The sequence below is a fragment of the uncultured Mailhella sp. genome, from assembly GCF_963931295.1.
Taxonomy (GTDB): Bacteria; Desulfobacterota; Desulfovibrionia; order Desulfovibrionales; family Desulfovibrionaceae; genus Mailhella.
Map to the genome: position 1 here is coordinate 708,651 of NZ_OZ007001.1, position 19,456 is coordinate 728,106.

Genomic DNA, 19,456 nt, shown 5'->3' on the forward strand with positions numbered 1-19,456 from the left:
GCGCCGACGAAAGACCGGCCCCCGGACTGCGTTCCCCTTCGGGAGCTGCCGTGCGGGACAAGCCTTCAGTGAGGAACCATGCAGCCTGCCTTCGAGATTCAAAAAACGCAGCGCACGATTGTTGTCCGGGCCTCGGGCTCCTGGTCGAGGCAGGACGTGGCCGCCGCTCCCCGAACGCCCGAAGCCATGATTGCCGCGGCCCTCGACGCCTTCGACGACGCCGACGCCGTGCGTTTTCTTGCCGACGTTTCCGCCTGGGACAGCATGCTGCTTGCCGCCTTCAACGCCGTTGCGCAGAAGGCCCGCGCCCGCGGCCTCGCCGTGGACGCCTCGGCTCTGCCGGACGGCATGGGCCCCATGCTCGACATGGCCCTCGCCGTGCCCCCCAGAGACGGCGGCGCAAGGCAGCAGGAACCGGGGCTTCTGGAAATCATCGGCGAAAAAACTCTCGCCTGGCCCGGCATCACGCGCAGCGTGGTGGAATTCGTGGGCGAAGTTTCGCTCAGCATGGCGCGCTTCTTTTCCGGCCGCGCCTCGTGCAGTTCCCGCGATCTGTGGAACGTGCTGCGCGAATGCGGCGTGGACGCCCTGCCCATCGTCACGCTCACCAGCCTGCTGCTCGGCCTCATTCTCGCCTTCGTGAGCTCCATGCAGCTCAAGCTCTTCGGCGCGGAAATCTACGTGGCCTCGCTTGTGGGCGTTTCCATGGTGCGCGTCATGGGGCCGGTGCTCACGGGCATCGTGCTCTCGGGCCGCACGGGCGCGTCGTTCGCCGCCGTCATCGGCAGCATGCAGGTCAACGAAGAAGTGGACGCCCTCACCGGCTTCGGCATTTCCCCCGTCGATTTTCTCGTGCTGCCCCGCGTGCTCGGGCTGGCCGTCATGACGCCCCTGCTCACCCTCTACGCCGACATCGCAGGCATCGCAGGCGGATTCCTCGTGGGCGCGCTCATGCTCGACATCTCCCCCGCCGCCTACATCAGCAACACCCTCCAGTTCATGACCCTGGGCTACGTCTGGACAGGTCTTCTTCACGCCTTCGTGTTCGGCTTCATCATTTCCCTGTGCGGCTGCTATCAGGGCATGCGCTGCGGCCGCAACGCCTCCGCCGTGGGCCGCGCCACCACCGCCGCCGTGGTCAATTCCATCGTGGGCATCATCGTGGCCACGTCCGTCATCACCATCATCCTCACGGTGCTCGACATATGAACTTCGTTCCGGACAACAACGCCGCCGTCACCGCACACAACGTCACCGTGGCCTACGGTTCCCGCGTCATCCAGAGCGGGCTCTCCTTCACCGTAAAAAAGGGCGACATCTTCATCATCATGGGCGGCTCGGGCTGCGGCAAAAGCTCCCTGCTGCGCGTGCTCATGGGCCTCACCCCTCCGGCCGAAGGCTCCGTGTTCTACGGCAAAACCGATTTCTGGGGCGCTCCCGCCGCCGAACGCGAAGCCGTCATGCGCCGCACCGGCGTCATGTTCCAGAGCGGCGCGCTCTGGACTTCCCGCACCCTCGCCGAAAACGTCGCCCTCCCCCTCGAATATTACACCAGCCTCTCCCCCCGCGACATCCGCGCCCTCGCCTCGTTCAAGCTCTCCCTCGTGGGCCTCGCGGGCTTTGAAGACTTCTACCCCTCGGAAATAAGCGGCGGCATGAAAAAAAGAGCCGGTCTCGCCCGCGCCCTCGCCCTTGATCCCGACGTGGTCTATTTCGACGAACCTTCCGCCGGTCTTGATCCCGTAAGCGCGGCAAGACTCGACGAACTCATCCTGCAGCTTCGGGACACCCTGGGCATGACCGTCATCGTGGTCACCCACGAACTGGCAAGCATCTTCGCCATCGCCAACAATTCCGTGTTCCTGGACGCCAAAACCAAAACCATGACCGCAAGCGGCGATCCGCACGAACTGCTCAAAAGCGGCCCCGACGAAGTGGTGGAATTTCTTACGCGCGGCAAGGGCCGCGTCCGCGGAGGAAATCAATGACGGAACGCAGCACTAAAACTTTCATCGGCGCCTTCGTGCTCGGCGCGCTGGCCCTGCTTGTAGGCTTCATCCTGCTCCTCGGCTCGGGCTCCTTCGGCAACAAGAATCCCACCTTCGTGCTCTACTTCAACACCTCGCTCAAAGGCCTCATCCAGGGCTCGCCCGTGTACTTCAAGGGCATACGCATCGGCAAGGTGAACTCCATCCAGATCCGCCCCGAAATCGGCACCGCCAAGTTCTATACCCCCGTCATCATCGAAATCGAACGCGACAAGGCCATGGCCCTGCTCGAAGACGGCAGCGAAAAGGATCTCTTCGACGATCCCGACATCATGAACCGCCTCATCAAGGCCGGTCTGCGCGGCAAGCTCGGCATCACCAGCATTCTCACCGGGCAGCTCTGCGTCGAGCTCGACATCCTGAGCAACGCCGCTCCCGTGGATCTCGCCTCCCTCGCTCCCTACAAGGGCTCGCCCCAGATTCCCACGCAGCTCTCCTCCCTCGACGCCGCCCTCAGCACCCTCGAAAACATTCCCATTCAGGAAATTCTCTACGACGTGGTGAGCAGCGTGAAAAGCATGAGCGAACAGCTCCGCGACATCGACGCCTCCGGCCTCGTGGCCAGCATGCGCGAAACCAGCGATACCATCCGCGAGGAAGTGCGCTCCTTCGGCGCGCTCAGACAAAGCGCCGACTCCACCATGACCGCCTACGCCTCCCTCGCCGGTTCCCTGAAAAAGGATATCCACAACACCCTCGCCGGCGTCAACGCCGCCCTCAGAAGCATCGACAGCCTCGCGTCTTCCTCCGAAGGCGTGGTCCTCGAAGCCCAGAACGCCATGAAAGGCCTGCGCCGCACCGCCGATACCGCCAACAGCCTCTTCAGCGAAGACTCCGCCCCCGTGCTCGAATTCAGCCAGACCATGCTCACCCTCCGACGCGCCGCCCAGGCACTCTCGGAACTCGCCACCCTGCTGGAAATCAAGCCCAACGCCCTCATCTTCGGGAGAAACAACTGATGAAACCCGTCCTCTGCTCCCTCGTCCTCGCACTCGCACTCACCGGATGCTCGCTCCCCGCACAGCTCAAATCCTCCCCGACCGTGCGCTACTACGTGCTCTCTTCTCCCCTGCCCGCATCCTCGGCTTCCGACACCGCCAGCATCGGCGTGCTCCCCGTCACCCTGCCAGGATACCTCATCAGACAACAAATCGTCCTGCGCGAGGCCGACGGCGTGAACATCACCATCCATGAATTCGACCGCTGGGGCGAAAGCCTCGGTCAGGGCGTCTCCCGCGTCCTCTGCGACGCCCTCGCCGTCCGCGGCGTCTCCGCCCTCCCCCTCCGCACCGGCGCCAAAGTCGACGATAAACTCATGCTCGATATCCGCAGACTCGACGGCCCCCTCGAAGGCAACGTCACCCTCGACGTCGTCTGGAGACTCCAGAGAGACGGCTCCGTCCTCAACTCCGGCCACCTCGTCAAATCCAGACCCGCCGGCGACTCCATCCAGTCCATGGTCGAAGCCCAGTCCCTCCTCGTCCAGGACCTCGCTTCCCATATCGCCAACGCCCTCAAAAGATAGGAAAGAAGACAAGAAGGCAGAAAAGGCATCGGGGGAGATAATCTCCCCCGAACCCCCATAATTTGCGGGACGACCCCTTGCGGGGCCGTCCCGCAGCATTTTGGGTATACGTGAAGATTCCCCGCCCGCCTGTCGAATTCCGCACCGTCGGTCTGCGTCCCCCCAGAGCGGAGAAAGAATACTTTCCGGTCCGCGTTAGCGACTCTCGACGTCTGCTCCCTCATCCTCAATATCTGGAAATTCCTTCCTTACTCACGACTGTCCGGCGCAGGCCGGACAGGAGTCGGCCACCGCAGGTGGGTCCGTGAGGACACACCTGCACTGGGTGCGCAGCCCGAACAGCGCCCGCCGAGCACACTACCCCTCGCAGTCCCAGCCTTTCCGACCTCCCGCCCTCGCCCTTTGCCTCGGGCATAATCATCCCGTTCACCCTGTCCTGCCGAAGCAGCGTCAGCTGCGAGGCAGAAACAGGGGGGCGCGGGGGGAATTATTTCCCCCGCATGCCTTTCCTGTCTTCTCTGCCTTTTCTGCCTTTCCTGCCTTTGCGGTTATCCGAAGAGGAGGTGGGTGCCGTTGGCGAGGATTTCGTCGATTTCGTTGTCGGAGAAGCGGGTGCGTTTCTGGAGGGCGTCGATTTCGTCCTGGGGGTCCATGATGGGGTAGTCGGTGCCGAAGACGAGGCGATCGCGGGGGTGTTTTTTCAGGATGGCCTTGAGGGTATCGTCGGAGATTTCCTTCATGCAGGAGGAGGTATCCATCCAGACGTCGCGGCCGGCGAGGGCGTCGAGGGCGTAGGACCACTGTCGGAAGCCGCCGAGGTGGGCGGCGACGACGTTGAGGTGGGGGAAGTCGTCGAGGATGGCGGCCATTTTATAGGGACAGGAGGGGTTTTTCTCCGGGGGGAGGCTGTCGCCTATGTGTATCATAAAAATAAAATCCCTCTGTGCTTCCTCGAAGATGGGGTAGAGGCGGGGATCATTGAGCCAGAAGTGCTGGAAATCCGGGTGGAGCTTGATGCCGTGGACGCCCGTGGAGCGGAGCCAGTCGAGCTGCTGTTTCCAGTCCGTGCAGTCGGGGTGGATGGAGCCGAAGGCGGTGATGCGCGGATAATTGTGCTGGAGGTAGCCTGCGTAGGCGTTGCAGGGGCGCACCTGGAGGGCGCTCGTGGCGGCGCAGAGGGCCACGCAGTGATCGATGCCCGCGCGGCCTGCGCGCAGGAGCAGGTCGTCCGGGGTGCCTTTGCAGTGACAGAAGAGCTTGTAGTGTTCCGCGAGCTTCATTTTCGCCTTTTCGGCGATGCGCGGATGAAAAACATGAGTATGGCAGTCAACGAACATGAATGAACCCCATCGGCCGGGCGGGCCAAAAATGCGGCGGGAAAAGGCGTTCGTCCGCGTTTTGTGAGGGCGCGCAGAAGCGCGGACGGGCCGCGGGCGGACGTGATTTTCCGCATCGGCGGATGCTAGCCCAAGGCGGGAAGTCTGGCAAGTTCGGACGGTTCCGAAAGAAAAAAGCGGGGCGCAACTCATTTCAATTCGGCACGATTCTTGCAGAAAAAAGTTCCCGGAGCGGAAAAACCGGCCTGCACATCATTGTCAAAGTCGGCAAGTGGCATTACAAATATAAAAAACGACAGGGGCGACGCATCGTCGCCTGCGGAGCCTGCCGTTTCACCTGTGGCAGCCCGGCAAGCCGGGCCCTCTCCGTCACTTTGAGTGCGTCATCATAAGCAGCCATGGAGGCAGCTTTGAACCAGTTTTCCCGCAATATCCTGCTGTGGAGCATCATAGCCGTTGCCATGATCTCCCTGTTCAGCCTGTTCAACGAAAACGGCGGAACCCCGCAGAACTCCGCCGCCTACAGCACTTTCCTCTCGCAGGTCGACAACGGGGAAGTCAGTCAGGTGGTGATCGAAGACAGAAACATCACCGTCGTCACCAACGACGGCCGCACCTACAGCACCTATGCCCCCAACGATCCGAACCTCGTTCAGGAACTCAAGAACAAGAACGTGGTCATCGACGTCAAGAAGCCCGAAGAAACGCCGCTTGCCATGTCGGTGTTCATTTCGTGGTTCCCCATGCTGCTGCTCATCGGCGTGTGGATCTTCTTTGCCCGTCAGATGCAGGGCGGCGGCGGAAAGGCCATGTCGTTCGGCCGTTCCCGCGCGCGCATGCAGGATCAGAATCAGGTGGGCAAGGTCACGTTCGCCGATGTGGCCGGCGTGGACGAAGCCAAGGAAGAGCTTGCCGAAGTTGTGGAATTTCTTTCCAATCCGCGCAAGTTTACGCGTCTTGGCGGCCGCATTCCCAAGGGCGTGCTGCTCGTAGGCCCTCCCGGAACCGGCAAGACTCTGCTGGCCCGCGCCGTGGCCGGTGAAGCCGGCGTGCCGTTCTTCTCCATTTCCGGTTCCGACTTCGTGGAAATGTTCGTGGGCGTGGGCGCCTCCCGCGTGCGCGACCTCTTCGCCCAGGGCAAGAAGAACGCCCCCTGCCTCATCTTCATCGACGAAATCGACGCCGTGGGTCGTCAGCGCGGCGCAGGTCTCGGCGGCGGTCACGACGAACGCGAGCAGACCCTCAACCAGCTGCTCGTGGAAATGGACGGCTTTGAATCCAACGAAGGCGTCATTCTCATTGCGGCCACCAACCGCCCCGACGTGCTGGATCCCGCGCTGCTGCGTCCCGGCCGCTTCGACCGTCAGGTCGTGGTTTCCACGCCCGATCTGCGCGGCCGCGAACGGATTCTCGAAGTCCACACCCGCCGCACGCCCCTCGCCAGGGACGTGGATCTCACCACCATCGCCAAGGGCACGCCCGGCTTCTCCGGCGCCGACCTTGAAAACCTCGTGAACGAAGCCGCGCTTCAGGCCGCCAAGCTCAACAAGGACCGCCTGAACATGTCCGACTTTGAATACGCCAAGGACAAGGTCCTCATGGGCAAGGAACGCCGCAGCCTCATCCTGAGCGACGAAGAAAAGAAGATCACCGCCTATCACGAAGGCGGACACGCCCTCGCCGCCAAGCTCCTGCCCGGCACCGATCCGGTTCACAAGGTGTCCATCATACCCCGCGGCCGCGCCATGGGCGTGACCATGCAGCTGCCCAATGAAGACCGTCACGGCTACTCCCGCGACTTTCTGCGCAACAACCTCGTGGTGCTGCTCGGCGGCCGCGTGGCCGAAGAAATCATCATGGGCGACATCACCACCGGCGCGGGCAACGACATCGATCGCGCCACCAAGATGGCCCGCAAGATGGTGTGCGAATGGGGCATGAGCGACAAGATCGGTCCGCAGACCGTGGGCGAACATGAAGAGGAAGTCTTCCTCGGCCGCGAATGGGGCCACACCCGCTCCGTGAGCGACGACATGGCCCGCCTCGTGGACAGCGAAGTCAAGGCCCTCATCGACGAGGCCCGCGAACGCTGCCGCACCCTGCTCACCGAACACATCGACATGCTGCACGCCATCGCGCACGCCCTGCTGGAACGCGAAACCATTTCCGGCGAGGACATCGACATCCTCATGCGGGGCGAAAAGCTGCCCCCCTTTCAGATCAACGGGCAGAACGCGGGCGAATTCCATCTTGAGGAAGAACACTCCGCAGACGAAAAGAACAACGCCGGGAACAGCCAGTCCAACGCGACGCCCCCTGCGGAGACCGCGGCCCCTCAGCCTGAGGAAAAGGCCGCAAGCGACTCTTCCGCCTCCGGCGAAGGAGCCGACAGGGGAGACAAATAACGATGAATAAGGACACGGTCTGGATGCTTCGCAACGGGGCATTCAGCCCTGTTTCCACCGAAAAACAGGGCGGTACGCCGTCGCGCTTCACACTGTGGGGCGTGGTGAACGTAACGCCCGACTCCTTTTTCGACGGAGGCAGGCACCCTTCTTTTGAAAGCGCGTTTTCCCACGCCAGACGCCTCGCCGCAGACGGAGCCAGAGTGCTTGATCTCGGCGGGGCTTCGTCGCGTCCGGGCGCGCAGGACGTCCCCCCCGACGACGAAATGCGCCGCGTGCTGCCTCTCGTGCGCGCCCTCTCCGAAGGTCGCGGCAGACGCACCCCGCCCGACACCCTGCTCTCCGTGGACACCTGGCGCACGTCCGTTGCCGCCGCCGTGCTCGAAGCCGGCGCCGACATCATCAACGACATCTCCGCCGGCGTGTGGGAGCCCGAAATCACCGACGTGCTCGCTCAGTATCGCCCCGGCTACGTGCTCATGCACTGCCGCCCCGGCATGACCCCCGGCACCATGCAGAACGATCCGCGCTACGAAAACGTGCTCGACGAGGTCATCGCCTTCCTCGAAGCGCGCATGACCGCCCTCGTCAAGGCCGGTCTGCCCGAAGAAAACATCATGCTCGATCCGGGCATAGGCTTCGGCAAAACCGCGGAACACAACTGTCAGATACTCGCCGGCATCGAAAGACTCCTCGCCCTGGGGCGTCCCGTGCTGCTCGGCGTTTCCAACAAGAGCATCTTCGGCGACCTGCTCGGCCTCGACGTGACAAGACGCATAGAAGCCACCAGCGTCTGCACGGCGCTGCTCGCCGCGCGCGGCGTCTTCCATCACCGCGTTCACGACGTGGCCTCCGCCCGGCGAGCCCTCACCCTCGCGGAACACTTCACCCCCTGGAAAGACTGACATGTTCGCACTGGGACAGTTGACATTCGGCTGGCGAGACCTGCTGGACATTCTCATAGTAGCCATTCTCTGCTACTACGGCATCCGCTTCGTGCGGGGCACGCGCGCCATGGCCGCCCTGAACGGCCTGCTCCTGCTGCTCGCCCTGTTCGCGGCCGCCCAGTTCCTCGGCCTGTTCACCCTCGTGTGGCTGCTCCAGAACGTGTTCAGCTCCCTGTTCCTCGTGGTGGTCATCCTGTTCCATCAGGACATCCGCCAGGCTCTCTCCAACATGAACTTCCGACATCTTTTCCGGCGCAAGGCCAACGTGCGCACGGAAATGATAAGCACCGTGAGCCGCACCGCCTGCGCTCTCGCCGCCCGCCGCATCGGAGCCATCATCGTCATCGAACGCAACGTCGCCCTCGGCGACATGACCGAAAAGGGCGTCACCATCGACGCCGTGGTTTCGCAGGATCTGCTCGCCACCATCTTCTTTCCCAACACGGCGCTCCACGACGGCGCCGTCATCATAGGCCACAACGACCGCATTACCGCGGCAGGCTGCGTGCTGCCGCTCGCCAACGTCGCCCGTCAGCACTTCGGCACCCGTCACCGGGCCGCCATCGGCATCACCGAAGTGAGCGACGCCATCTCCATCGTGGTATCGGAAGAACGCGGAGAAGTGACCCTAGCCCAGGACGGCCACCTCTCCAATCCCCTGAATCAAGAACGCCTGGAACGGATACTGGCCAATGTCCTCAATCAATAACAGCCGGTTGCAGACCGTTCTTTCCGTACTGCTCTCCCTCGTCATCGCCACGGGGCTGTGGTATCTCGTCGTCGGTCGCGATCACGTGGAAACGCAGGTCGAACTGCGCGTGGAATACCGCGGCCTGCCCGACGGACTCATCATCCGCGAGGGCATGGTCAATCACATTTCCGTGCGCCTGCGCGGTTCCGCCGAACTTCTGCGCAATCTGCATTCGCGCGACCTCGTCTATACCGTGGATCTTTCCGGCGTGCAGCGCGGCGCCACCGCCCTGCCCCTGGCCGTGGATTCCATGCCCGACTTCAAGGCCTTTGAAATACTCGAAATCATGCCGAGCAGACTCGTGCTTGAGGCCGACGCCCTCACCGAACGCGTAGTGCCGCTCGAAAACAAGATGCTGCCCCTGCCGGCGGATTCGCCCTACCTTATTTCCCACGCCATTCTTGAGCCGTCCTTCGTCACGGTGAAGGGCCCGGAAACTCAGGTCAACTCCCTCGACCGGCTCATCGTGGTGTACGATCCCACCAAGAACGCCAGCGAAGGCCCCCATGAGGCCAACGTGGCCATCGTGGCCCCGCCGCAGGTGGAAATCACCCCGCCCGTGACCACACTGCGCTACTCGCTCGACCTCAAGACCCAGAACGTCACCCTCTCGCGGGAAATCCAGCTCGACAACGACGACGAAGGCTACAGCGTGCGTCCCGATCAGGCCAGCGTGGAAATCTCCGTGCCCGAAGCCCTCGTGGAAGACCGCGACTACCTCGACGCCGTGCGCGTCATCGTGCGCCAGCCCGCCGACTTCACTCCCGGCGACAGCGCGGAAGTCACCCCCATAGTCATGCTTCCCTCGGGCGCGGGCCTCATTTCCATCGAACCGCCCACCGTCATGCTCTTCAGCCGCACCGACATCGGCGCGGAAAGCCACAACTGGGCCCCGGCCGAAAGCATATTCACCCTGCCGACCAACACCTTCGGCATGAAACTGCCCGATCAGCGGGTGTCCGGAAACTTTTCGCTGAGCGACGTCGTGCTGCCTTCGGCCTCCATGCCTCAGCCCAACGACCTCAAAGTGCCGCCCGCCCTCTCCGGCGACGACAAGCCCGCCGATCAGCCCCCCGCGTCCGGAACAGACTCCGCTCCCGCCAAGGTGACCGTGCCCGCCAAGGTCGCCGCTCCGGCAAGCATCGCCGTACCGGCAAAAGTCGCTCCGACAAAAGTCGCCGCGCCCGCCGCTTCCGCCTCCACGGCCGGAACCGCGAACGCCGCGACCTCCGTCAGCGTCGGCGGCCACGGCGGAACAACTGCTCCCAAAGCACCCATCGAAACACAGGATTAGCCATGTCTGAACGTCTTTTTGGCACCGACGGCCTGCGCGGCCGGGTCAACACCTATCCTCTCACGGCCGAAATGGCCCTGCGCCTCGGCCTCGCCGCCGGCACCGTGTTCCGCTCCGACGAATGCCGCCGCAAGGTCATCATCGGCAAGGACACCCGTCTCTCCGGCTACATGTTTGAATCCGCGCTCACCGCGGGCCTGTGCGCCTCCGGCATGGACGTGTATCAGGTGGGCCCCCTGCCCACTCCCGCCATCGCCTTCCTCACCCGCAACATGCGCGCCGACTTCGGCGTGGTCATTTCCGCCTCGCACAATCCCTATCACGACAACGGCATCAAGTTCTTCGACCGCGAAGGCTTCAAGCTTCCCGACGAGGTCGAAGACAAGATGTCCGAGCTCATCCTCGACAAGGACTACGAATGGGACTACCCCGCCTCCAACAAGGTGGGCCGCGCCTACCGCATCGTGGACGCCTCGGGCCGCTACATCGTGTATCTCAAGAGCAGCTTTCCCCAGCAGCTCACCCTCGACGGCCTGCGCGTGGTCATCGACTGCGCCAACGGCGCCAACTACAAGGTCGCACCCCTCGCCCTTGAGGAACTCGGCGCCGAAGTCTTCCGCCTCGGCACCTCGCCCGACGGTTTGAACATCAACTATCAGTGCGGCTCGCTCCATCCCGAAAACCTTCAGGCCAAGGTGCGCGAAGTGCGCGCCGACGTCGGTCTCGCCCTCGACGGCGACGCCGACCGCCTCCTCGTGGTCGATGAAAAGGGACGTCTGCTCGACGGCGATCAGATCATGGCCATCTGCGCCGACGACCTCATGAAAAAGGGCAAGCTCAACAAGAACATTCTCGTGGGCACTGTCATGAGCAACATGGCCCTCGAAGTGTTCATGAAGGAACGCGGCGGCCAGCTCCTGCGCACCAAGGTGGGCGACCGCTACGTCATCGAAGCCATGCGTCAGCACAACGCCATGCTCGGCGGCGAACAGTCGGGACACCTCATTTTCCGCGAATACGGCACCACCGGCGACGGTCTGCTCGCCGCTCTCCAGATTCTGCGCATCATGCGCGAAACCGGACGTCCCCTCTCCGAACTGGCCGACCGTCTCAAGCTCTATCCGCAAAAGCTCATCAACGTGAGCATTTCCCGCAAGATTCCCTTTGAAAAGTGCGAAAAGCTCATGGCCGCCCAGAAGGACATCGAAGAAAAGCTCGGCACTCACGGCCGCGTGCTGCTGCGCTACTCCGGCACCGAAAACCTCTGCCGCGTCATGGTGGAAGGCGAAGACGAAGACTTCGTGCGTCGCGCCGTCCGCCGTCTGGCCGACGTGGCTTCCGAAGAACTCCGCTGAAACCTGTCGCGGCACGGAATTACCGCTCCGTGCCGCGTTTTTGTCGACCGTGCCTCCCCTTTCAACCGTCACCAGGAGAAATTATGGCCTTTGAAATCAAACAGCAGTTCAAACTGAGCCAGCAGCTCCACATGACGCCCATGCTCAAGCAGGCCATTTCCCTGCTTCTGTTCTCCCGTCAGGAACTGGTGGAAGCGGTGCAGCGGGAACTGCTGGAAAATCCCTTCCTTGAGGAGCGCGAAACCGACAACGCCGCCTCCTCCGCTCCCGACGCCGCGGCCGATTCCCGCAAAAGCGCCGAACAGGACAGCCCCTGGCCTCAGGAAGAAGTGGCCCGCAGCGCCGAATGGGAAGAATATCTCGGCGAATTTTCCAGTCAGTCGCGCGTGGCTCAGCAGGAATTCGAGGCCGCCGAAGAGGACGGCAATCCCCTCGAAGCCTGCCACTCCGCCGAACCCAACCTCGAAGCCCATCTCATGGGACAGCTTCTGCTCTCCCCCCTCACCGAAAAACAGAAGTCCATCGGCGAGTGCATCATCGGCAACCTCGACGAAACCGGCTACCTCACCGCCACCGACGAAGAAATCGCCTCCCTCGCCGGCGCGGATCCCTCCGAAGTGCCGCCCGTGCTCTCCGCCATCCAGAATTTCGATCCCGTCGGCGTGGCCGCGCGTTCCCTTTCCGAATGTCTGCTCATCCAGCTGCACGCCCGACGCGACGATCGTGACCCCATCCTCGTCGATCTCGTTCAAAATCACCTCGAAGACCTTGAAAAACAGCGCTATAAGCCGCTGTTGCGCCATTTTCACATCGACCTCGACACCCTCAAGGAATACATAGGCATCATCCAGAGCCTGGAACCCCGCCCCGGCGGCAGCCTCGGCAGCAGCACGCCCTGCTACGTCAGCCCCGACATCTTCGTGCGCAAGGTGAACGGAGAATTCGTCATCCTCATGAACGACGAAGACCTGCCCCACCTCCAGCTTTCCCCCCTCTCCGAAGAGCTCGCCGAGAAAAACCGCTCCAGCGAGGAAAAGGACTACATGAACGACCGACTGCGCTCGGCCGTGTGGATCATCCGCAGCCTCGAAGAGCGGCAGCGCACCCTCTATCAGGTGATGGAAAGCATCGTGAAGCATCAGCACGACTTCTTTGAATACGGCGTGTACAAGCTCAAGCCTCTGGTGCTCAAGGACATCGCCGAAGACATCGGCCGCAGCGAATCCAGCATAAGCCGCATCACCACCAACAAGTATGTGGGCACCCCCCACGGCATCTTCGAGCTCAAATACTTTTTCAACAGCGCCCTCTCCTCCAGCGACGGCAGTCAGGTGGGCTCCGAAAGCGTCAAGGCCCGCATCCGCGCCCTCATCGACGGCGAAGACCAGTCCCATCCCCTGTCCGATGAAGACATCAGCTCCCGCCTCAACGAGGGCCTCGGCGTCAAAATCGCCCGCCGCACCGTGGCCAAGTACCGCGAAGAACTCGGCATTCCGTCATCGTCGCGCAGAAAGAAGCATCTGTAAAAGTCGCCCGCGAACGTCACCAGCGTCGCCCCATCCCGTCCGGTGCGGAACAATCGCGGCACGATTTCCGTTTTCAACTTTCGCCCTCCAGGGGCCGTCGCTTCTACGGCTCAAAAAGGCAGAAGGCATGGCGCGCCCCGTGTTTCCGACACGAGGGCGCGTTTTTTTTCACGCTTCCGGCAGCACTTGGCGCACGCAGAGCCGCGAAACATGAAAACGCCCCTTTCTCTGATTCACGGCCGCTTTTTGCCTCTTGCCGACACGAAAAAACTCTCGTTGCGCCCAGGGGCCCTTGAACCTGCAAGTCCCAGGTGCTAGCATCGTTCAAAAATTCCGTCCCTTCCTCCTTTCCGCAAATCGTAATCTTGCCCGCCCGCCTCTGGGAACGTACACATGGATGACGCCGTCCTTTCCCTGGAAGAAGCCCTGAAAAACAAAACCTTCCTCGTCAAAAGCTATCAGCGCGGCTACCGCTGGACGGACACGCATGTGGACGCGCTTTTACAGGACATTGCGGACTTTGCCAAAAGCGGCAAAGAACACGAGTCCTATTTTCTGCAGCCCGTCATCGTCAAAAGCCTGAAACAAAAAGACGGTTCCGAGAGCTGGGAGCTCATCGACGGTCAGCAGAGGCTCACCACCATTTTTCTCATGGACGCCGTCCTTTGCCGCGCCCTGAACAGGAGCAGCGCCTTTCCTTCAGGATACGCTACGAAAACCGGGAAAAAAGCGGTGAATTTCTGCGTCGTCTTGCCCGGGAACCAGAGTGGGCGGAAAGTGCGGAGGGGCAGAAGGAATCTGGAAAAAATCCCGACTTCCATTACATGGCCCGGGCATGCCTGAGCGTGACGGCGTTCTTCCGCGAACACGCGCCCGGCGAAGCGCTGTACGAAGCGTTTTCCCGGCGCGTACGCGTGCTCTGGTACGACGTGACGGGAGAGGAAGGAAGCACGGAGCAGCGCTTCGCCCGCCTGAACATGGGCCGCATTCCCCTGACCGGCGCGGAACTCTGCCGGGCGCTTCTCATCAGTCGCGCGGGGCGAGAGGACGGGCATCCGGGAGCCGACAAACCTCATGCGTCCGGACTTTTTGCCGGCAGGTCTCAAATTCTGCTCGGCAGTCTTTGGGACGACATGGAACGCTCGCTGCACGAACCGTCGTTCCGGGACTTTCTCGGCCTCGACGGCGACGATTCCGGCGCTCCCCGCATGGGCTTTCTTTTGGATATCGTCACCGGGCGGCCGCACGGCGATCCCGACGATCAGTTTTCCTTCCGGCGCATGAGCGAGAGACTGAAACAGGGAGAGCGCGCCCGCAGCGTATGGCACGACGTGGTGCTGAGCTGGCAGCTTCTGCGCTTCTGGCATGAAGACAACGACCTCTATCACTGGACGGGCTGCCTCATCAGTAAAGCGGTCAGGCACGGCAGCGCCGTCCCCTGTCTGCAACACCTGCTTGCCCTGGCGCGGGAAAACAGAAAGTCGATCTTCCGCAAAAAGCTGCTGGAAGAAATACGGACGGTCATGTTCGGCGGCAACGCCCTGCCCGATCTGCACGCGCTGCGCTACGACAGTGATTACGACCTCATTCGACGGCTGCTCTTTCTCTTCAACGTCGAACTCTCGCGCGAAAAGGGCCGCCGCTTCCCCTTCGGAGAGCATCGACGGCAGAGCTGGAGTCTGGAACACATTCAGGCGCAGAACGTCGAGAGCCTGACGAATGTACGCGATCAGACCAACTGGGTGAGGGATCACCTCGACGAGCTGCGTCAGATGTCTCCAGACGCGCTGACGAAAGAAGAAAAGCACATGAGCGACGACGAATTCCAGGAGAAAAAAAGCGCGCTTGCGGCATCCTGTTCGGCCTTTCTGAAAAAAGACGACGAAAAGAAAAACATGGAGGACTTCGATGCGCTGTACAACGCCGTTATGCAGTTCCTGCGCCGCGTTTCGGGAGACAGCGACGAGCGAACGCACACGCTGGGGAATCTCGCCCTTCTGGACGGCGGAAGCAATTCCCGCCTGAACAACGCCATTTTCGCCGTCAAAAGGACAAGGCTGCTCAACATGATGCGGCAGGGAATCTATGTGCCTCCCGGCACCGTCGCCGTGTTCCTGCGCGCCTTCACGCAGGAACATTCCGTCTCTCCCTGCTGGACCGTCCGGGACATGGACGACTATGAACGGGAAATAGAGAAAACTCTCAGCGCCTTCTGCGAGTCTCAGGGAGGAATTCCGTCATGAACGGCATGACTTTTCACCAGCTGCTTCAAGATCATGACATCGTCATTCCCGTCATTCAGCGCGACTATGCCCAAGGCAGGAGCGATGAGCGCCGCGTTCGGGAGGGCTTCGTGGCGGAGCTGAAAGAGGCGCTGACCGAAAACAAGAGGCTCATGCTCGACTTCATTTACGGAGAAGTGGAAGACGGCGTTTTTCTGCCCTTCGACGGGCAGCAGCGCCTGACCACGCTGTTTCTGCTGCACTGGTACGCCGCGGCCCGGGAAGAGTCACGCGACTCGCGGCGCGACGAGCTCAGCGCGCTGCTCCGACGCTTCCGGTACGAGGTGCGGGAAAGCTCGCAGAACTTCTGCCGGGAACTGGCAGAACACGCCGACATTTTCCGGCAAAACGGATCCGGAAAGCCGTCTTTTCTCATCACGGATGCATGCTGGTTCAGCCCGGCATGGAATCACGACGCCACCGTCGCGGGCATGCTGACCATGCTCGACGCCATTCATGTGAGCTTTTCTGACGTGCCTTGTCTTATGGAGCGTCTCGAGGCGGAAGACTGCCCCATCCGCTTTCATTTTGCACGTCTGAGCAAGCTCGGCAACAGCGCCGACGACATTTTCATCACGATGAACGCCCGGGGAAAACAGCTCACGGAATGGGAACACTTCAAGGCGCAGTTTCTGCCGTGGCTCAGGGAAGCATACCCGGACCGCGCCGACGACATCGCCCGCAAGCTGGACAACGACTGGCTCGACGTGTTCTGGAGCGGCTTTCCCGCCCGGAATAACGACGAACATCCGGCAGAGGCCGCCGACAAGCGCATGGCCCGCTTTTTCGACTTTGTCGCGCGCATGCTCCTGCCCGGCCCGGAAATCACAAAAGGCGACCTGTTCTCCCGTGTGAGCGCCGCCCTTTCCCCGGGCAGACAAAGACTCTGCGCGGCATGCGACAATCTCGAACTTGTGGTGCGGATGCTGGATACGCTGCACGAGCTCATTCTCCCGAAAGGGAAAGGCATCGCTCCTTTCTTTGTCGAGCTCTTTTCCGGCGCTTCCGGCGACGCGCTGCCCGTTCCGGGAAAAATTTCCCTGTTCAATCACGGCACTGCCGACACGAATCTGCTCCGCCTCTGCTGCGAAGGGACGCTCTCTTCTTCCGACGAGCTCATGCTTTTCGGTCGCCTCATGGCCGCCGCCCTGCACATCCCCCCGGACAAGGAAAAAAGACGGCTGCGCATTCTGCGCAATCTGCTGGAATATCCTTTTCAGGACGACGGCGAGAACCCTCGTCTCCGACGGCTCCTTGCCCTGCATGATCTTCTCGCCTGCGAAACCGTGAGAGACGAAAACGGATTCAACCCCTGGCAGGTACAGGAAGAGAAGGCAAAGCTTGCCCTCCGGCAAGCCCACGAAGACGACGCCGCGCTTCAGGACGCGCTGGACTATCTGGAGGATCATCCAGAATCGCCGTGTTTTCCCGCGCAGAGCAGGAAGAGAACGCCCCCCTTGTGTTTGAGAGGGAAAGCGTCGTGCGGGGGGCGCATTTTCTTCGTCTGGCCTTCGGGAGTCGGCGCATTTCCTACGATATGCTGCTGCGCTGTCTGCTGAGCTTCGGCGAATACGAGCCTCCCCGGAGCGACTTCAGACCGGGATGCGACGGGAGCCTCCTGAACCTGCGGCAGTTTCTCTGCCCCTCTCCGGAGTCCCCTGCGGGAAAGGAACATTTCCTGCTGCTGCAACGCGCCCTGGAGAGCCTGAGCCAAGAAGGCCGGAACGCGGCCACGACGGAAGAGCTGGAGAACCTCCTTTCCCATGCTGCAAAACGCTGGCTGAACGATCGCGAAGAGCGGCACGAACTGACCTGGCGCTGGTACTTTGCCAGATACGCTGCCATGCGCCCGGACTTCTGCGCCGCCGAACTGCCCAGGAGCGAGCAGGGAAAATATGCCTACGTCCGGGGCGTGAATCCGTACAAGACCTTTGAATGGATGCAGCTGGAGAAAAAGACGTGCGGAGGCAGGCACTGGAATCCCTTTCTCCGCACCGTGTGCGTCCGGGCGTGGGAGGAAGGAGCGGCAGAGCCGGTATGGGACGAAACGGCCTCGCCGTGCAGGCTTCTTCTGCCCGGCGGCCTCTGCCTGACCATGAACGAATGCGCCTGGATTCTGTCCCCTGCCGACGACGGTAAAAAGACTTCGGCCGAAGATGGACGGGCGATTCTTGAACGCCTGTGCGCCCTGCATTCCGAGCTCGACAAGGAAGGGTATCTTCCCGTGCCCGGCAAGGATTCCGAGGAAGGCGTGGACTATCGCCGCATTCAGGGACATCAGTCCCGAAGGTACGACACCACGGACCGGATAGCGCTCATTCTTCCCGTGGTGAAGGCCCTCTCCGACATGGAATGATGTTTCCCGCGCGCATTTTCGGAAAACGCCGCAGCGCGCGGGCAGAGCCGCCCCAAAAACAACGGAGCCCCGCCCCCCAATTAAAAAGTTTTGGAGATGGGGATGGGGGCGCGGGGGAAGGGGAAGGCCCTTTTTCAAAAGGGCCTTCCCCTTCCCCCGCATGCTCTCTTTCTCCCCCTCGTTCCCCACAACGGAAAAAGGCACAAATATTTTCCACATTTTTGCGCTTTTGTAAACACAAAATTGGCAAAAGCTCTTTTTCTTTTACAGAAGAGAAGAAAAATCATTTTTGTCGACGCAGCTACAACTTATTGTATTCAATTGATATACCTTTTAAAAACACTGTATTTACCCTGCATTTCGCGGCATTTTCCCATCGCTTCATGATTGCACACAATCGTAAGATTCTATAAGATTCCCTCCATATCTCTTACACGAACCTGAGTTTCTTAATCGGAGGATCGTTATGAAGCTTTCCCGTGTGTTCGCCTCTGTGGCCATGGCCGCTCTGGCCTGTGGCCTCGCCTTCCCGGCTGCCGCTGCCGAGCCCGTCAAAATCGGCGTGTATCTGCCCCTCACCGGACAGAACGCCTTCGGCGGTCAGCTCGAGCTCGACGGCATCAAACTGGCCCAGCAGGCCAACCCCAAAGTGCTCGGCCGCGACGTTGAACTCGTCGTCGTGGACAACAAGTCCGACAAGGTCGAAGCCGCCAACGCCGTGAAGCGCCTCGTGGAACGCGACAAGGTTTCCGCCTACATCGGCACCTACGGCTCCTCCCTGGCCATGGCCGGCGGCGAAGTCGGCGAAAAGGCCGGCGTGCCCGGCGTGGGCACCTCCTGCACCAGCCCCCTCGTCACCCAGGGCAAGAAGTACTACTTCCGCGCCTGCTTCATCGATCCCTATCAGGGCGCTGCCGCCGCTTCCTACGCCTACAAGACCCTCGGCATGAAAAAGGCCGCCATCCTCATGGACGTCGCCAACGACTACTCCGTGGGCCTGTGCAGCTTCTTCAAGCGCTCCTACAAGAAGCTCGGCGGTCAGATCGTGGCCGACATGAAGTACAATTCCGGCGACCAGGACTTCACCGCCCAGCTCACCGAAATCATCAATCAGAAGCCCGACATCGTGTTCATGCCCGCCTACTTCGCTGAAGGCGCCATCATCATGAAGCAGGCCCGCGAACTCGGCGGCACCTTCGTCATGATGGGCGCGGACGCCATGGACAATCCCGACACCGTCAAGATCGGCGGCAAGGCCGTGGAAGGCTTCCTGCACACCACCTTCCCCTACGACGTCAACATGCCCAACATGAGCCCCGCCGCCAAGGCCTTCACCGACGCATGGAAGGCTGCCTATCCCGACAAGGATCCCAACGTGAACTCCGCCCTCGGCTACGTGTGCTACAACCTCATTCTCGACGCCATCACCCGCGCCGGCTCCGACAACCCCGAAGCCATCACCAAGGCCCTCGCCGAAACCAAGAACTTCGCCACTCCCCTCGGCACGCTTTCCATCAACGCCACGCATGACGCCGAACTGCCCGTCGGCATCATTCAGTACAAGAACGGCAAGCGCTCCTACATCGGCGAAGCCATCGCCGACTAATCTTCTCTGATCGAACGGCCGGAG

The 19,456-nt window shown here is 61.6% G+C and carries 17 protein-coding genes; 16 read left to right on the forward strand and 1 reads right to left on the reverse strand.

Annotated elements, in window-relative coordinates; translation table 11 throughout:
- Window positions 1-78 precede the first annotated feature (78 nt).
- From ABGT79_RS02760 to ABGT79_RS02775, 4 genes are read left to right on the forward strand one after another with little or no spacing between them, the layout of a single operon-like run.
- Entirely contained in the window at window positions 79-1,209 is a 1,131-nt protein-coding gene (locus ABGT79_RS02760) for an ABC transporter permease (protein ID WP_346664911.1), read from the forward strand.
- Window positions 1,206-1,988 carry an ATP-binding cassette domain-containing protein gene (locus tag ABGT79_RS02765; RefSeq protein ID WP_346664912.1) on the forward strand — a complete coding sequence of 261 codons (783 nt, stop codon included), beginning with the start codon at window positions 1,206-1,208 and terminating at the stop codon, window positions 1,986-1,988. The genes ABGT79_RS02760 and ABGT79_RS02765 overlap by 4 nt, the downstream gene beginning before the upstream one ends.
- Window positions 1,985-3,007, forward strand: a complete 1,023-nt coding sequence (locus ABGT79_RS02770) for an MlaD family protein (RefSeq protein WP_346664913.1) — start codon at window positions 1,985-1,987, stop codon at window positions 3,005-3,007. Before ABGT79_RS02765 ends, ABGT79_RS02770 begins: the two co-directional genes overlap by 4 nt.
- The gene (locus ABGT79_RS02775; protein ID WP_346664914.1) at window positions 3,007-3,573 is read left to right on the forward strand and encodes a PqiC family protein; all 567 of its coding nucleotides are present in this window, start codon (window positions 3,007-3,009) and stop codon (window positions 3,571-3,573) included. Before ABGT79_RS02770 ends, ABGT79_RS02775 begins: the two co-directional genes overlap by 1 nt.
- A gap of 548 nt (window positions 3,574-4,121) precedes the next feature.
- Here ABGT79_RS02775 and ABGT79_RS02780 read toward each other — a convergent pair.
- Window positions 4,122-4,910, reverse strand: coding sequence for an amidohydrolase family protein (locus tag ABGT79_RS02780; protein ID WP_346664915.1), 789 nt, complete (start codon window positions 4,908-4,910; stop codon window positions 4,122-4,124).
- Window positions 4,911-4,912: 2 nt separating this feature from the next.
- Here ABGT79_RS02780 and ABGT79_RS02785 point away from each other — a divergent pair, with 2 nt between their 5' ends.
- From ABGT79_RS02785 to ABGT79_RS02840, 12 genes are all read left to right on the forward strand, one after another.
- The gene (locus ABGT79_RS02785; protein WP_346664916.1) at window positions 4,913-5,302 is read left to right on the forward strand and encodes a hypothetical protein; all 390 of its coding nucleotides are present in this window, start codon (window positions 4,913-4,915) and stop codon (window positions 5,300-5,302) included.
- A gap of 18 nt (window positions 5,303-5,320) precedes the next feature.
- Window positions 5,321-7,315: an ATP-dependent zinc metalloprotease FtsH gene (ftsH, locus tag ABGT79_RS02790; protein ID WP_294488291.1), complete on the forward strand. Its 1,995-nt coding sequence runs from the start codon at window positions 5,321-5,323 to the stop codon at window positions 7,313-7,315.
- Between the two features lie 2 nt (window positions 7,316-7,317).
- Window positions 7,318-8,220 (forward strand): dihydropteroate synthase, encoded by a 903-nt coding sequence (gene folP / locus ABGT79_RS02795; protein WP_346664917.1) that lies wholly within the window; start codon window positions 7,318-7,320, stop codon window positions 8,218-8,220.
- Between the two features lies 1 nt (window position 8,221).
- Window positions 8,222-8,971, forward strand: coding sequence for a diadenylate cyclase CdaA (cdaA, locus tag ABGT79_RS02800; RefSeq protein WP_346664918.1), 750 nt, complete (start codon window positions 8,222-8,224; stop codon window positions 8,969-8,971).
- On the forward strand, window positions 8,955-10,307 hold the full coding sequence (locus ABGT79_RS02805) for a hypothetical protein (RefSeq protein ID WP_346664919.1): 1,353 nt from the start codon (window positions 8,955-8,957) through the stop codon (window positions 10,305-10,307). Before cdaA ends, ABGT79_RS02805 begins: the two co-directional genes overlap by 17 nt.
- A gap of 2 nt (window positions 10,308-10,309) precedes the next feature.
- Window positions 10,310-11,662: a phosphoglucosamine mutase gene (gene glmM, locus ABGT79_RS02810; protein ID WP_346664920.1), complete on the forward strand. Its 1,353-nt coding sequence runs from the start codon at window positions 10,310-10,312 to the stop codon at window positions 11,660-11,662.
- A gap of 83 nt (window positions 11,663-11,745) precedes the next feature.
- Complete coding sequence (gene rpoN, locus ABGT79_RS02815) at window positions 11,746-13,188, forward strand: RNA polymerase factor sigma-54 (RefSeq protein ID WP_346664921.1); 1,443 nt, start codon at window positions 11,746-11,748, stop codon at window positions 13,186-13,188.
- Between the two features lie 393 nt (window positions 13,189-13,581).
- Window positions 13,582-14,031 carry a DUF262 domain-containing protein gene (locus ABGT79_RS02820; RefSeq protein ID WP_346664922.1) on the forward strand — a complete coding sequence of 150 codons (450 nt, stop codon included), beginning with the start codon at window positions 13,582-13,584 and terminating at the stop codon, window positions 14,029-14,031.
- Entirely contained in the window at window positions 14,013-15,431 is a 1,419-nt protein-coding gene (locus ABGT79_RS02825) for a hypothetical protein (protein WP_346664923.1), read from the forward strand. The genes ABGT79_RS02820 and ABGT79_RS02825 overlap by 19 nt, the downstream gene beginning before the upstream one ends.
- The gene (locus ABGT79_RS02830) at window positions 15,428-17,029 is read left to right on the forward strand and encodes a DUF262 domain-containing protein (RefSeq protein ID WP_346664924.1); all 1,602 of its coding nucleotides are present in this window, start codon (window positions 15,428-15,430) and stop codon (window positions 17,027-17,029) included. Before ABGT79_RS02825 ends, ABGT79_RS02830 begins: the two co-directional genes overlap by 4 nt.
- Entirely contained in the window at window positions 17,008-17,826 is an 819-nt protein-coding gene (locus ABGT79_RS02835) for a hypothetical protein (protein WP_346664925.1), read from the forward strand. The genes ABGT79_RS02830 and ABGT79_RS02835 overlap by 22 nt, the downstream gene beginning before the upstream one ends.
- Before the next feature lie 466 nt (window positions 17,827-18,292).
- Window positions 18,293-19,432, forward strand: a complete 1,140-nt coding sequence (locus tag ABGT79_RS02840) for an ABC transporter substrate-binding protein (RefSeq protein ID WP_346664926.1) — start codon at window positions 18,293-18,295, stop codon at window positions 19,430-19,432.
- Window positions 19,433-19,456 lie beyond the last annotated feature (24 nt).

Bases quoted from the DNA above. Each gene is read 5' to 3' on its own strand.
- ABGT79_RS02780 (WP_346664915.1), bottom strand. From the start codon at position 4,910: ATGTTCGTTGACTGCCATACTCATGTTTTTCATCCGCGCATCGCCGAA.
- ABGT79_RS02840 (WP_346664926.1), top strand. From the start codon at position 18,293: ATGAAGCTTTCCCGTGTGTTCGCCTCTGTGGCCATGGCCGCTCTGGCC.
- glmM (WP_346664920.1), top strand. From the start codon at position 10,310: ATGTCTGAACGTCTTTTTGGCACCGACGGCCTGCGCGGCCGGGTCAAC.
- cdaA (WP_346664918.1), top strand. From the start codon at position 8,222: ATGTTCGCACTGGGACAGTTGACATTCGGCTGGCGAGACCTGCTGGAC.
- ABGT79_RS02785 (WP_346664916.1), top strand. From the start codon at position 4,913: ATGAACCCCATCGGCCGGGCGGGCCAAAAATGCGGCGGGAAAAGGCGT.
- ABGT79_RS02805 (WP_346664919.1), top strand. From the start codon at position 8,955: ATGTCCTCAATCAATAACAGCCGGTTGCAGACCGTTCTTTCCGTACTG.
- ABGT79_RS02775 (WP_346664914.1), top strand. From the start codon at position 3,007: ATGAAACCCGTCCTCTGCTCCCTCGTCCTCGCACTCGCACTCACCGGA.
- ABGT79_RS02760 (WP_346664911.1), top strand. From the start codon at position 79: ATGCAGCCTGCCTTCGAGATTCAAAAAACGCAGCGCACGATTGTTGTC.
- ABGT79_RS02765 (WP_346664912.1), top strand. From the start codon at position 1,206: ATGAACTTCGTTCCGGACAACAACGCCGCCGTCACCGCACACAACGTC.
- ABGT79_RS02835 (WP_346664925.1), top strand. From the start codon at position 17,008: ATGCTGCTGCGCTGTCTGCTGAGCTTCGGCGAATACGAGCCTCCCCGG.
- ABGT79_RS02830 (WP_346664924.1), top strand. From the start codon at position 15,428: ATGAACGGCATGACTTTTCACCAGCTGCTTCAAGATCATGACATCGTC.
- ABGT79_RS02770 (WP_346664913.1), top strand. From the start codon at position 1,985: ATGACGGAACGCAGCACTAAAACTTTCATCGGCGCCTTCGTGCTCGGC.
- ABGT79_RS02820 (WP_346664922.1), top strand. From the start codon at position 13,582: ATGGATGACGCCGTCCTTTCCCTGGAAGAAGCCCTGAAAAACAAAACC.
- folP (WP_346664917.1), top strand. From the start codon at position 7,318: ATGAATAAGGACACGGTCTGGATGCTTCGCAACGGGGCATTCAGCCCT.
- ABGT79_RS02825 (WP_346664923.1), top strand. From the start codon at position 14,013: ATGGCCCGGGCATGCCTGAGCGTGACGGCGTTCTTCCGCGAACACGCG.
- rpoN (WP_346664921.1), top strand. From the start codon at position 11,746: ATGGCCTTTGAAATCAAACAGCAGTTCAAACTGAGCCAGCAGCTCCAC.